The sequence below is a fragment of the Azonexus sp. MM2026_4 genome, from assembly GCF_055901855.1.
In genome coordinates this window covers 3,423,153-3,436,115 of record NZ_CM148380.1, presented here as the reverse complement: position 1 = coordinate 3,436,115, position 12,963 = coordinate 3,423,153, and the positions used below count along the sequence as shown (strand labels likewise).

Below are 12,963 nucleotides of genomic sequence, written 5' to 3'. Positions count from 1 at the left end.
GTTAAGCACCTGCCTTTCTTACGCGCTTGGCCGGGTCACCAGCACCGTCGGCCTTCTTGACCGTACGGGTGCGCGGCTTGTCGCCTTCCGGCTTGCCCGGGGCGCGGCGCGGGCGACGCTCTTCGGCTGCCGGCTCTTCAGCCACCGGCTGCTCGTTACGATCGAGCATCTCGCCCTTGTAAACCCAGACCTTGATCCCGATGATGCCGTAGGTGGTCAGCGCTTCCGAGGTAGCGTAGTCGATGTCCGCGCGCAGCGTATGCAGGGGCACGCGACCTTCGCGGTACCACTCGCTACGGGCGATTTCGGCACCGTTCAGACGACCGGCGCTCATCACCTTGATACCCTGGGCACCGAGACGCATCGCGTTCTGCATGGCGCGCTTCATCGCGCGGCGGAACATGATGCGCTTCTCGAGCTGCTGGGCGATCGAATCGGCGATCAACTGGGCATCGATTTCCGGCTTGCGGATTTCTTCGATCGACACATGGACGGGAACGCCCATGATGCGCTGAAGATCCGTACGCAGCTGTTCGATATCCTCACCCTTCTTGCCGATCACCACACCCGGACGGGCGGAGTAAACGGTGACGCGGGCGTTCTTGGCCGGACGCTCGATCAGGACGCGGCCGACGGAAGCGTGAGCCAGCTTGCGCTTGAGATACTCACGAACCTTGACGTCTTCCTGGAGCATGCCAGGGAAGTCCTTGCTGTTGGCGAACCAGCGCGAACTCCAGTTTTTGGTAACGGCGAGGCGGAAGCCTACCGGATGAATTTTCTGTCCCATGGCTCTTCCTTAGTTACCAACGGTCAGATAGATATGGCAGGTCGGCTTGCTGATCCGATTGCCACGACCCTTGGCGCGCGCGGTAAAGCGCTTGAGCACCATGCCTTTTTCGACGTAGATGGTCTTCACCGTCAATTCGTCGATATCGGCACCATCGTTGTGTTCCGCGTTGGCGATCGCCGACTCGAGAACCTTCTTGAGGATACCAGCGCCCTTGGTCGGGCTGAAGGCCAGGATATTGAGAGCCTGACCAACCGGCTTGCCACGCACCAGATCCGCCACCAGGCGGCCTTTTTGCGCGGAGAGGCGTACGCCTCGCAAACTTGCACGAGTTTCCATGTCAGCTCCTTACTTCTTGGCCTTCTTGCCAGCGGTGTGACCCTTGAACGTCCGGGTCAGCGAAAACTCGCCGAGCTTGTGACCGACCATATTCTCGGTGACGAACACCGGAATATGCTGCTTGCCATTGTGAACCGCAATCGTCAGGCCGATGAACTCGGGGAGGATCGTCGAACGACGCGACCAGGTCTTGATCGGGCGCTTGTCGTTGGTGGCGCGAACTGCTTCGACCTTGTCGATCAGGTGCGCATCAACAAACGGGCCCTTTTTGAGAGAACGTCCCATTTCCTACCCCTTAACGCTTATGACGGCGCTGAACGATCATGCTGTTCGTGCGCTTGTTGCTGCGAGTACGATAGCCCTTCGTCGGTTGACCCCACGGGTTAACCGGCACACGGCCTTCACCGGTCTTGCCTTCGCCGCCACCGTGCGGGTGGTCGATCGGGTTCATCGCAGTACCACGGACCGTCGGACGAATACCACGCCAACGCTGCGCACCGGCCTTGCCGATCTTGCGCAGGTTGTTTTCTTCGTTGCCAACTTCGCCAATCGTGGCGCGGCATTCGACATGAACGCGACGCACTTCACCCGAGCGCAGACGAATCTGGGCATAGGTGCCTTCACGCGCCAGCAACTGGACCGACGTACCGGCGGAGCGGGCGATTTGCGCCCCCTTGCCTGGCAGCATCTCGACGCAGCAGATGGTTGAACCGACCGGAATATTGCGGATCGGCAACGCGTTGCCGGACTTGATCGGCGCTTCGGAGCCACTGATCACCTGCTGGCCAACCACCATGCCCTTGTTGGCAATGATGTAACGGCGCTCGCCATCGGCGTAGCAGACGAGAGCAATGTTGGCGGTACGGTTGGGATCGTATTCGAGACGCTCGACCTTGCCCGGAATGCCATCCTTGTTGCGCTTGAAGTCGATCACGCGATAGGCCTGCTTGTGACCGCCGCCTTGATGGCGAACGGTGATGCGACCATTGTTGTTGCGACCGGAATTCTTGGACTGGGACTCGACCAGGCCGGCGAACGGCTTACCTTTGTGCAGGTTGGCATTGACCACCTGAACGACGGCACGACGCCCCGGGGAAGTCGGCTTGACTTTAACGAGCGCCATTACGCGTTACCCCCTTCGACAAAATTGATTTCCTGGCCAGCCTTGAGGCAGACAAAAGCCTTTTTCCAGCCCTTGCGACGACCGGTCGCGCCCTTGAAGCGCTTGACCTTGCCCTTGACGTTCAAGGTTTGCACGGACTCGACTTCGACCTTGAAAAGCAACTCGACGGCAGCCTTGATTTCCGGCTTGGTCGCATCGGACGCGACACGGAAAATCACTTGCTCGTTCTTTTCAGCAACAAAGGTCGCCTTTTCGGAGATTTGCGGTGCCAGCAGCACCTGCATCAGACGTTCCTGGTTCATCCCCACATCTCCTCGAATTTGGCCACAGCATTCTTGGTGACCAACACCTTGGCAAAGCGAATCAGGGAAACCGGATCAGCTTCCTGCGCTTCGAGCACCAGCACGTTGGGCAGATTGCGCGACGACAGATAGAGGTTTTCGTTCAGTTCGCCGGTAACCACCAGCAGATTGCCTTCCAGCCCCATATCCTTCAGCTTTTTGGCAAACAGCTTGGTCTTCGGCGCTTCGACCGCAATGTCGTCAACCACGACGATGCGATCCTGACGAGCCAACTCGGAGAGAATCGCTGACATACCGGCGCGGAACATCTTCTTGTTGACCTTCTGGCCGTAATTCTGGTCCGGAGAATTCGGGAAAATCCGACCGCCCCCACGCCACAGCGGGGAACCGTTCGAGCCGGCACGAGCACGACCCGTACCCTTCTGGCGCCACGGCTTGGTGGTGGTGTGCCGAACTTCGGAGCGATCCTTCTGCTTGCTATCAGCAGAACGTGCGTTCGCCTGATAGGCGACGACGATCTGGTGAACCAGCGCCTCGTTGTAATCGCGACCGAACAGCACGTCGGAAGCTTGCAGCGCTGCCGCTTCCTGACCTTGTTCGTTGATAACCTTCAGTTCCATGACGCCCCCTTAAGCCTTGACTGCCGGACGCACGACGACGTCGGAACCCTTGGCGCCAGGTACAGCGCCCTTGACCAGCAACAATTGCCGCTCGACATCGACGCGAACAACAGTCAGACCCTGGGTCGTCGACTGCTCGTCACCCAGATGCCCAGCCATGCGCTTACCCGGGAAAACACGACCCGGATCCTGCGCCATACCGATGGAACCCGGCGCATTGTGCGACACCGAGTTACCGTGGGACGCCCGGTTGGAAGAGAAGTTGTGACGCTTGATGCCGCCCTGGAAACCCTTACCGATCGAGGTACCGGTCACATCAACCTTCTGCCCTTCGGCAAAGATCGTGACAGCAACCTGATCACCCGCCTTGAAGCTGGCGAGTTGCTCGGCGTTCACCGGGAATTCCTTGAGCACGTGCCCGGCTTCGACACCCGCCTTGGCCAGATGGCCAGCAAGGGGCTTCGAAACACGGGAGGCACGGCGCTGACCGAAAGCGACCTGGACGGCTGCATAGCCATCGACTTCCGGCGTTTTGACTTGGGTCACGCGATTGTTGGACACGTCAAGCACAGTTACCGGAATGGACGCACCATCCTCGGCAAAAATGCGAGTCATGCCAACCTTGCGACCAACAAGGCCTAGACTCATGGTTATTCTCCTCATCGCCGGCTGCGATTGGCCGGTCGATGTAAAACAACAAATGGGCAGCCGTTGCTGGCCACCCCCGAAAACAGCGGATTATATCCGCAAGACAACAGTTACTGCAACTTGATTTCGACGTCAACGCCAGCCGGCAGATCCAGCTTCATCAGCGCATCAACCGTCTTGTCGGTCGGATCGACGATATCCATCAGACGCAGATGAGTACGGATTTCGAGCTGATCGCGCGAGGCCTTGTTGACGTGCGGCGAGCGCAGGATGTCGAAACGCTGCTTGCGAGTCGGCAGCGGGACGGGGCCACGAACAACGGCGCCGGTGCGCTTGGCGGTCTCGACGATTTCCTGGGCGGATTGATCGATCAGGCGATAGTCGAAGGCTTTCAGGCGGATACGGATTTTCTGGCTTTGCATTTTTTGCTTTCAAAAAGAACAATGGGGCAGCGACTAGCACCGCCCCGGATTGGACAAAAGAACGATTACTCGATGATCTTGGAGACGACACCGGCACCGACGGTACGACCGCCTTCGCGAATGGCGAAACGCAGGCCTTCTTCCATGGCGATCGGCGCAATCAGCTTGACCGTCATCGCCACGTTGTCACCCGGCATGACCATTTCCGTACCTTCCGGCAGCGAGATCGCGCCGGTCACATCGGTCGTACGGAAGTAGAACTGCGGACGGTAGTTGTTGAAGAACGGGGTGTGACGACCACCTTCATCCTTCGACAGAACGTACACTTCGCCCGTGAAGTGGGTGTGCGGCTTGACCGAACCCGGCTTGCACAGAATCTGGCCACGCTCGACGTCTTCACGCTTCGTGCCGCGCAGCAGGGCGCCGATGTTGTCGCCGGCCTGACCTTGATCGAGCAGCTTGCGGAACATTTCAACGCCGGTACAGATGGTCTTGACCGTCGGACGAATACCGACGATTTCGATTTCTTCACCAACCTTGACGATGCCGCGCTCGACACGACCGGTCACAACCGTACCGCGACCCGAGATCGAGAACACGTCTTCGACCGGCATCAGGAACGGCTGATCAACAGCGCGCTCCGGCGTCGGGATGTAGGAATCCAGCGCGTCGGCCAGACGGAAGATCGACGGCTCGCCGATTTCGGACTGGTCGCCTTCCAGCGCCTTCAGCGCCGAACCGTGAATGATCGGCGTGTCGTCGCCCGGGAAGTCGTACTTGGAGAGCAGCTCGCGCAGTTCCATTTCGACCAGCTCGAGCAGCTCGGCGTCGTCAACCATGTCGCACTTGTTCATGAACACCAGAACGTACGGCACACCAACCTGGCGAGCCAGCAGGATGTGCTCGCGCGTCTGCGGCATCGGGCCGTCAGCAGCGGAACAGACCAGGATCGCGCCGTCCATCTGGGCGGCACCGGTAATCATGTTCTTGACGTAGTCGGCGTGGCCCGGGCAATCAACGTGGGCGTAGTGACGATTGGCGGTTTCGTATTCGACGTGCGCGGTGTTGATCGTGATACCACGGGCCTTTTCTTCCGGCGCCGCATCGATTTCGTCGTATTTCTTCGCCGAACCGCCGAACTTGGCGGACAGCACCGTCGTGATCGCAGCGGTCAGCGTCGTCTTGCCGTGGTCAACGTGACCAATCGTGCCAACGTTGACGTGCGGCTTGGTACGCTCGAATTTTTCCTTAGCCATTATCGGGTCTCCAATAAAGGATTACTTCTTGTTGATGACAGCTTCAGCGACATTCTTCGGCGCTTCGGCGTAGTGCTTGAATTCCATCGTATAGGTCGCGCGACCTTGCGACAGCGAACGCAGGGAAGTGGCGTAACCAAACATTTCCGACAGCGGAACTTCGGCGCGAACTTCCTTGGTGCCGCCCGGCAGGTCTTCCATGCCCTGAACGATGCCACGACGCGACGACAGGTCACCCATGACGTTGCCCATGTAGTCTTCCGGCGTCTCGACAACGACCGCCATCATCGGCTCAAGCAGCGTCGGCGCAGCCTTCTTCATACCTTCCTTGAAGGCCATCGAAGCAGCCATGCGGAAGGCGTTTTCGTTCGAGTCAACGTCGTGGTAGGAACCGTCGAACAGCGTAAACTTGACGTCGACCACCGGGAAGCCGGCGAGGACGCCGCTGCCGATCGCATCCTGGAGGCCCTTGTCGACCGCCGGAATGTACTCACGCGGAACGACGCCGCCCTTGATGGCGTCGACGAACTCGTAGCCCTTGCCAGCCTCGTTCGGCTCGATCTTGAGCCAGACGTGACCGAACTGACCGCGACCACCGGATTGCTTGACGAACTTACCTTCCTGTTCGACCGCCTTCTTGATGCATTCGCGATAGGCAACCTGCGGCGCGCCGACGGCGGCCTCAACGTTGAATTCGCGCTTCATGCGATCGACGATGATGTCGAGGTGCAGTTCGCCCATACCGGAGATGATGGTCTGCCCGGACTCTTCGTCGGTGCGGACACGGAACGAAGGATCTTCCGCCGCCAGACGACCCAGCGCAATACCCATCTTTTCCTGGTCGGCCTTGGTCTTCGGTTCGACGGCAACGTGAATCACCGGCTCCGGGAAAACCATGCGCTCAAGAATGATCGGCGCGTCCGGATCACACAGGGTTTCACCGGTGGTGACTTCCTTCAAGCCGACGCAAGCAGCGATGTCGCCTGCCAGAACTTCCTTGATTTCTTCCCGGTTGTTGGCATGCATCTGCAGGATACGACCAATGCGCTCCTTCTTACCCCTGACCGAGTTGTACACGCTGGCACCCGAGGCAAGCACGCCGGAGTAAACCCGGATGAAGGTCAGCTGGCCGACGAACGGGTCAGTCATCAGCTTGAAAGCCAGAGCCGAGAACTTCTCGCTGTCATCGGCCTTGCGCGACACCTCGCGCTCATGCTCGTCAACACCTTGAACCGGCGGAATATCGACCGGCGACGGCAGGAGCTCGACAACGGCGTCCAGCATGCGCTGCACACCCTTGTTCTTGAAAGCGGTACCGCACAGCATCGGTTGAATTTCGCAGGCCAGGGTACGCAGGCGCAGCCCTTCGCGAATCTTCTCTTCCGGCAGCTCGCCATTTTCGAGATATTCGTTCATCAGGTCTTCGGAGGCTTCTGCAGCCGCCTCGACCATTTGCTCACGCCAGGTTTGCGCAGTTTCAAGCAGTTCGGCCGGAATGTCGCGGTAATCGAACTTCATGCCCTGAGACGCTTCATCCCAGTAGATGGCCTTCATCTTCAGCAGGTCAACAACACCCTCGAAAGTATCTTCGGCGCCGATAGGAATGACGATCGGCACGGGGCTGGCCTTCAGGCGCGTCTTCATCTGGTCGACGACCTTGAAGAAGTTGGCACCGGAGCGGTCCATCTTGTTCACGAAGGCCAGACGCGGCACCTTGTACTTGGTTGCCTGACGCCAGACGGTCTCGGACTGCGGCTGAACACCACCGACCGCACAGTACACCATGCAGGCGCCATCCAGGACGCGCATCGAGCGCTCGACTTCGATCGTGAAGTCAACGTGTCCCGGGGTATCGATGATATTGAAGCGATGCTCCGGGAACGAATTGTCCATCCCCTTCCAGAAACAGGTGGTAGCAGCCGAAGTGATGGTGATACCGCGCTCCTGCTCCTGCTCCATCCAGTCCATGGTGGCGGCGCCGTCATGCACTTCACCGATCTTGTGATTCACACCGGTGTAGAACAGGATGCGCTCGGTCGTGGTGGTCTTGCCGGCGTCGATGTGGGCGCTGATGCCGATGTTACGGTAGCGCTCGATAGGTGTCTTACGTGCCACGATAAAGCCCTCGGTAGATTAGAAGCGGAAGTGCGCGAAGGCCTTGTTGGCTTCGGCCATGCGGTGGACTTCGTCGCGCTTCTTGACGGCACCACCACGATTTTCCGAGGCCTCGAGCATCTCGGCGGCGAGACGCTGACCCATGGACTTTTCCGAACGCTTGCGTGCGAATTCGCGCAACCAGCGCATGGCCAGCGCGGCGCGACGCGCCGGGCGGACTTCGACAGGCACCTGGTAGTTGGCACCACCAACGCGACGCGACTTCACTTCAACCATCGGCTTGATGTTGGACATGGCCGCACCGAACACTTCCAGCGGGTCCTTGCCAGACTTCTTGTTGACGATGTCGAAGGCACCATAAACGATGCGCTCGGCAACCGACTTCTTGCCACTTTGCATGACGGCATTGATGAACTTGGAGACTTCGACGCTACCGAACTTGGGGTCCGGCAGGATGTCACGCTTGGGTACTTCACGACGACGGGGCATATCAACCTCTCTTGATCACTATTCAGTTGAAAAGCCGGGAAGAGGTTTTCACCCCCCCGGCCCTCTCGGCCGCCCAGACGGACGACCACTTACTCAAGCCGCTGATTGAATCAGGCAGCCTTCGGACGCTTCGCCCCGTACTTCGAACGGGACTGCTTGCGATCCTTGACGCCCTGGGTATCCAGGGAGCCGCGCACGGTGTGGTAACGCACACCGGGCAAATCCTTGACGCGACCACCACGGATCAGGACCACGGAGTGCTCCTGCAGGTTGTGGCCTTCACCGCCGATATAGGAAATCACTTCGAAGCCATTCGTCAGACGAACCTTGCAAACCTTGCGCAGCGCGGAGTTCGGCTTCTTCGGGGTGGTGGTGTAAACGCGGGTGCAGACGCCACGCTTTTGCGGGCACTTTTCCAGCGCAGGAACCTTGCTCTTGGCCTTTTCGGCGACGCGCGGCTTGCGCACGAGCTGGTTGATGGTCGGCATATCAAACTTCCTTCAACAGCCAGGCCCCGGACGGGGCACGACGGCAATTTTGTTATCCATAGCAGAGACAATGATTAGTCTCTGCCGACAAAGACCATAGATTCTATGGTTGATCAACCCCCTTGTCAACGTGACGCGGGGGTTGCCCTACGCCTCAGAGACCTTGATCGGCCTCCTGTGTTGCATTTTCGACAACGGCACCTTCGAACGGCCGATCCGCCGCGATGTCCTCGCCGGCCACCTGAGCCTTGCGACTGCGGTGATAGGCCAAGCCGGTGCCGGCCGGGATGAGACGACCGACAATGACGTTTTCCTTGAGACCGCGCAGTTCGTCGCGCTTGCCCATGATTGCGGCTTCGGTAAGAACTCGGGTGGTTTCCTGGAAGGACGCCGCCGAAATGAAGGAGTCGGTGGACAGCGAAGCCTTGGTGATACCGAGCAGCATGTGATCGTAGATCGCCGGCAACTTGCCTTCGGCGACGATCCGGTCATTCTCGGCAAACAGCTCCGCCCGCTCGACCTGCTCGGACTTGATGAACTTGGTGTCACCCGGATCGACGATGGTTACCCGACGCAGCATCTGGCGAACGATCACCTCGATGTGCTTGTCGTTGATCTTCACACCCTGCAGACGGTAAACGTCCTGGACTTCGTCGGTGATGTAGCGGGCCAGGGCCTCGACACCCTGCAGACGCAGGATGTCGTGCGGATCCGGCTCGCCTTCGACGATCTTCTCGCCCTTGTTGACCACCTGACCATCGTGCACCAGCACGTGCTTGTCCTTGGAAATCAGGAACTCGTGCTGCTCGCCCTCGAGATCGGTGATGACCAGGCGCTGCTTGCCCTTGGTGTCCTTGCCGAAGCTGATGGTGCCGGTGACTTCTGCCAGCACCGAAGCATCCTTGGGAGTACGGGCTTCGAACAGCTCGGCAACCCGTGGCAGACCACCGGTGATGTCGCGAGTCTTTGCCGATTCCTGCGGCATCCGCGCCAGCACGTCACCGACGCCGACCTGCTGGCCGTCGACCACCGAGATGATCGAGCCAACCTGGAAGGCAATCGAGACTGTGTGCTCGCTACCATGCACCTTGACTTCCTGACCGGCGTCATCGAGCAGCTTGACGACCGGACGCAAGCCCTTGGCCGAGGCCTTGCCGCCACGCTTGTTGTCGATGACGACGAGGGTCGACAGACCGGTCACATCGTCGATCTGCTTGGCAACGGTGACACCTTCCTCGACGTTGTCGAAACGCACGGTACCGGCGTATTCGGTGATGATCGGACGCGTGTGCGGATCCCAGGTCGCCAGCTTGGCACCGGCCTTGACCGCCTTGCCTTCATCGACCGCCAGCATGGCGCCGTACGGCACCTTGTGACGCTCGCGTTCACGACCGTGGTCATCGGTAATCAGCACTTCGCCGGAGCGGGAAATGACAACCTTTTCGTCCTTGGCGCTGGTCACGAAACGCATGTTCGACGTGTAGCGCACGGTACCGGCGGACTTCGCTTCGACTTGCGAGGCGACAGCGGCCCGGGAGGCCGCACCACCGACGTGGAAGGTCCGCATGGTGAGCTGCGTGCCCGGTTCGCCGATCGACTGGGCGGCGATGACGCCGACCGATTCGCCCGCGTTGACCATCGTACCGCGGCCGAGATCGCGACCATAGCACTTGGCGCACAGACCGTAGCGCGTATCGCAGGTCAGCGGGGTACGGACCTTGACTTCGTCGATGCCGAGCTTGTCGATCAGGTCGACCAGGTCTTCGTCGAGCATGGTGCCGGCGAAAATCACGGTTTCCTGGGTTTCCGGGTTGACCAGGTCGTCGACCGTAACGCGGCCGAGAATCCGCTCGCGCAGTGCCTCGATGACTTCACCGCCTTCGACCAGCGCCTTGACGACGAAGCCGTTGCGGGTGCCGCAATCATCTTCGGTGATCACCAGATCTTGCGTCACGTCGACCAGACGACGCGTCAGGTAACCGGAATTGGCGGTCTTCAGCGCGGTGTCGGCCAGACCCTTACGGGCGCCGTGGGTCGAGATGAAGTACTGAAGAACGTTCAGACCTTCACGGAAGTTCGTGGTGATCGGCGTCTCGATAATCGAGCCGTCCGGCTTCGCCATCAGGCCGCGCATACCGGCCAGCTGGCGAATCTGCGCCGCAGAACCGCGGGCGCCGGAGTCGGCCATCATGTAGATCGAGTTGAACGAATCCTGCTTGACCTTCTTGCCGTGGCGGTCGATGACTTCCTCGTGGCCGAGTTCGTCCATCATCACCTTGGCAACCTGGTCACCGGTGCGGCCCCAGATATCGACGACCTTGTTGTAGCGTTCGCCCTGGGTCACCAGACCGTTGGTGTACTGGGTTTCGATTTCCTTGACCTCGGCTTCGGCCGCGGCAATGATCTCGTGCTTCTTGGCCGGGACACGCATGTCGTCGGAGCAGAAGGAAATGCCACCGCGGGTTGCCAGGCGGTAACCGTTCTGCATCAGTTGGTCGGCGAAGATGACGGTTTCCTTGAGGCCGCAGCGACGGAAGGATTCGTCGATCAGCTTGGAGATTTCCTTCTTCTTCAGCGCCTTGTCGATCGCCTTGAACGGCAGGCCCTTGGGCAGGATGCGCGAAAGCAGCGCGCGGCCGGCGGTGGTTTCGACACGGACCATCTTCTCGGTCCATTCGCCGTCGACGGCGGCCGGCTCGTACTGCTTCAGACGCACCGAGATACGGGCGTGGATGTCGAGCTCGCTGGCAGCCATGGCGCGATCGATCTCGGCGATGTCGGCGAAGTACATGCCTTCGCCCTTGGCGTTGATCTTCTCGCGGGTGGCGTAGTACAGACCGAGAACGATATCCTGCGACGGGACGATGATCGGCTGGCCGTTGGCCGGCGACAGCACGTTGTTCGAAGCCAGCATCAGGGTCCGGGCTTCCATCTGCGCTTCCAGCGACAGCGGCACGTGGACGGCCATCTGGTCACCGTCGAAGTCGGCGTTGAAAGCCGCGCAAACGAGCGGGTGCAACTGGATCGCCTTGCCTTCGATCAGGGTCGGCTCGAAGGCCTGGATACCCAGGCGGTGCAGCGTCGGCGCGCGGTTCAGCATGACCGGGTGTTCGCGGATGACGTCTTCGAGCATGTCCCAGACGATCGGTTCCTGGCTCTCGACCATCTTCTTGGCTTGCTTGATCGTCGTCGCGTAGCCGCCGACTTCCAGCTTGTGGAAGATGAAGGGCTTGAACAGTTCCAGTGCCATCAGCTTGGGCAGGCCGCACTGGTGCAGCTTGAGTTGCGGACCGACGACGATGACCGAACGGCCGGAGTAATCGACGCGCTTGCCGAGCAGGTTCTGCCGGAAACGGCCGCCCTTGCCCTTGATCATGTCGGCCAATGACTTCAGCGGGCGCTTGTTGGCGCCGGTCATCGCCTTGCCGCGGCGACCGTTGTCGAGCAGGCTGTCGACCGCTTCCTGCAACATGCGCTTTTCGTTGCGCACGATGATGTCCGGCGCCTTCAGTTCGAGCAGGCGCTTCAGGCGATTGTTGCGGTTGATGACGCGACGGTAGAGGTCGTTCAGATCGGAGGTCGCGAAACGACCGCCGTCCAGCGGCACCAGCGGGCGCAAGTCGGGCGGCAGCACCGGCAGCACTTCAAGGATCATCCAGTCCGGCTTGATGCCCGACTTCTGGAAACCTTCGAGGATCTTCAGGCGCTTGGCCAGCTTCTTGTTCTTGGCTTCCGAACCGGTGACGTCGAGTTCGGCGCGCAGGTTCTCGACTTCGATGTTGAGGTCGAGGTTGCGCAGCATCTCGCGAATCCCCTCGGCGCCCATCAGCGCCTGGAATTCGTCGCCATGCTCTTCCATCATCTCGAGGTACTGGTCTTCGGTCAGCAGCTGACCGCGCTGCAGGTTGGAGACCATGCCCGGGTCGGTGACGACGTAGGCTTCGAAATAGAGGACGCGCTCGATGTCGCGCAGCGTCATGTCGAGGACCATGCCCAGACGCGACGGCAGCGACTTGAGGAACCAGATGTGGGCGACCGGCGAGGCCAGTTCGATGTGACCCATGCGGTCACGGCGAACCTTGGCCAGCGTCACTTCGACGCCGCACTTCTCGCAGATCACGCCGCGATGCTTCAAACGCTTGTACTTGCCGCACAGGCATTCGTAATCCTTGATCGGGCCAAAGATCTTGGCGCAGAACAGGCCGTCACGTTCCGGCTTGAAGGTGCGGTAGTTGATGGTTTCGGGCTTCTTGACTTCGCCGTAGGACCAGGAACGGATCTTTTCAGGCGAAGCGAGGCCAATGGTGATCGCGTCGAATTCTTCTTCGGCGGTCACCTGCTTGAACAGGTCGAGCAATGCTTTCATCGTTTAAC

At 60.0% G+C, this 12,963-nt stretch carries 13 protein-coding genes; all 13 read right to left on the bottom strand.

Annotation, left to right across the window (positions count from 1 at the left end; translation table 11 throughout):
• Position 1: 1 nt before the first annotated feature.
• Positions 2-787, bottom strand: coding sequence for a 30S ribosomal protein S3 (gene rpsC / locus AC0KWY_RS16120; protein WP_474026496.1), 786 nt, complete (start codon positions 785-787; stop codon positions 2-4).
• 9 nt (positions 788-796) lie between these two features.
• The gene (rplV, locus tag AC0KWY_RS16115) at positions 797-1,126 is read right to left on the bottom strand and encodes a 50S ribosomal protein L22 (protein ID WP_416693827.1); all 330 of its coding nucleotides are present in this window, start codon (positions 1,124-1,126) and stop codon (positions 797-799) included.
• A 9-nt stretch (positions 1,127-1,135) separates the two neighbouring features.
• The gene (rpsS, locus tag AC0KWY_RS16110; RefSeq protein ID WP_028994188.1) at positions 1,136-1,411 is read right to left on the bottom strand and encodes a 30S ribosomal protein S19; all 276 of its coding nucleotides are present in this window, start codon (positions 1,409-1,411) and stop codon (positions 1,136-1,138) included.
• Positions 1,412-1,421: 10 nt separating this feature from the next.
• Entirely contained in the window at positions 1,422-2,249 is an 828-nt protein-coding gene (gene rplB, locus AC0KWY_RS16105; RefSeq protein WP_474026494.1) for a 50S ribosomal protein L2, read from the bottom strand.
• Positions 2,249-2,551, bottom strand: coding sequence for a 50S ribosomal protein L23 (gene rplW / locus AC0KWY_RS16100; protein WP_374326170.1), 303 nt, complete (start codon positions 2,549-2,551; stop codon positions 2,249-2,251). Before rplW ends, rplB begins: the two co-directional genes overlap by 1 nt.
• Entirely contained in the window at positions 2,548-3,171 is a 624-nt protein-coding gene (gene rplD / locus AC0KWY_RS16095) for a 50S ribosomal protein L4 (RefSeq protein WP_474026493.1), read from the bottom strand. The genes rplW and rplD overlap by 4 nt, the downstream gene beginning before the upstream one ends.
• Before the next feature lie 9 nt (positions 3,172-3,180).
• Complete coding sequence (gene rplC, locus AC0KWY_RS16090) at positions 3,181-3,819, bottom strand: 50S ribosomal protein L3 (RefSeq protein ID WP_474026492.1); 639 nt, start codon at positions 3,817-3,819, stop codon at positions 3,181-3,183.
• A gap of 110 nt (positions 3,820-3,929) precedes the next feature.
• On the bottom strand, positions 3,930-4,241 hold the full coding sequence (gene rpsJ / locus AC0KWY_RS16085) for a 30S ribosomal protein S10 (protein ID WP_028994183.1): 312 nt from the start codon (positions 4,239-4,241) through the stop codon (positions 3,930-3,932).
• A 65-nt stretch (positions 4,242-4,306) separates the two neighbouring features.
• Positions 4,307-5,497, bottom strand: coding sequence for an elongation factor Tu (gene tuf, locus AC0KWY_RS16080; RefSeq protein WP_474026483.1), 1,191 nt, complete (start codon positions 5,495-5,497; stop codon positions 4,307-4,309).
• 21 nt (positions 5,498-5,518) lie between these two features.
• A complete protein-coding gene (fusA, locus tag AC0KWY_RS16075; protein ID WP_474026491.1) occupies positions 5,519-7,612 on the bottom strand; it encodes an elongation factor G in 2,094 nt (697 codons plus the stop codon).
• An 18-nt stretch (positions 7,613-7,630) separates the two neighbouring features.
• A complete protein-coding gene (rpsG, locus tag AC0KWY_RS16070; RefSeq protein WP_474026490.1) occupies positions 7,631-8,101 on the bottom strand; it encodes a 30S ribosomal protein S7 in 471 nt (156 codons plus the stop codon).
• Positions 8,102-8,211: 110 nt separating this feature from the next.
• A complete protein-coding gene (rpsL, locus tag AC0KWY_RS16065; protein WP_011286083.1) occupies positions 8,212-8,589 on the bottom strand; it encodes a 30S ribosomal protein S12 in 378 nt (125 codons plus the stop codon).
• A gap of 154 nt (positions 8,590-8,743) precedes the next feature.
• Complete coding sequence (gene rpoC / locus AC0KWY_RS16060; protein WP_474026489.1) at positions 8,744-12,955, bottom strand: DNA-directed RNA polymerase subunit beta'; 4,212 nt, start codon at positions 12,953-12,955, stop codon at positions 8,744-8,746.
• Positions 12,956-12,963: the final 8 nt, after the last annotated feature.

Coding starts and splice junctions, on each gene's coding strand:
- rplC (WP_474026492.1), bottom strand. CDS start 3,819: ATGAGTCTAGGCCTTGTTGGTCGCAAGGTTGGCATGACTCGCATTTTT.
- rpsL (WP_011286083.1), bottom strand. CDS start 8,589: ATGCCGACCATCAACCAGCTCGTGCGCAAGCCGCGCGTCGCCGAAAAG.
- rplV (WP_416693827.1), bottom strand. CDS start 1,126: ATGGAAACTCGTGCAAGTTTGCGAGGCGTACGCCTCTCCGCGCAAAAA.
- rplW (WP_374326170.1), bottom strand. CDS start 2,551: ATGAACCAGGAACGTCTGATGCAGGTGCTGCTGGCACCGCAAATCTCC.
- rpsC (WP_474026496.1), bottom strand. CDS start 787: ATGGGACAGAAAATTCATCCGGTAGGCTTCCGCCTCGCCGTTACCAAA.
- rpsS (WP_028994188.1), bottom strand. CDS start 1,411: ATGGGACGTTCTCTCAAAAAGGGCCCGTTTGTTGATGCGCACCTGATC.
- rpsJ (WP_028994183.1), bottom strand. CDS start 4,241: ATGCAAAGCCAGAAAATCCGTATCCGCCTGAAAGCCTTCGACTATCGC.
- rpsG (WP_474026490.1), bottom strand. CDS start 8,101: ATGCCCCGTCGTCGTGAAGTACCCAAGCGTGACATCCTGCCGGACCCC.
- rplD (WP_474026493.1), bottom strand. CDS start 3,171: ATGGAACTGAAGGTTATCAACGAACAAGGTCAGGAAGCGGCAGCGCTG.
- tuf (WP_474026483.1), bottom strand. CDS start 5,497: ATGGCTAAGGAAAAATTCGAGCGTACCAAGCCGCACGTCAACGTTGGC.
- rpoC (WP_474026489.1), bottom strand. CDS start 12,955: ATGAAAGCATTGCTCGACCTGTTCAAGCAGGTGACCGCCGAAGAAGAA.
- rplB (WP_474026494.1), bottom strand. CDS start 2,249: ATGGCGCTCGTTAAAGTCAAGCCGACTTCCCCGGGGCGTCGTGCCGTC.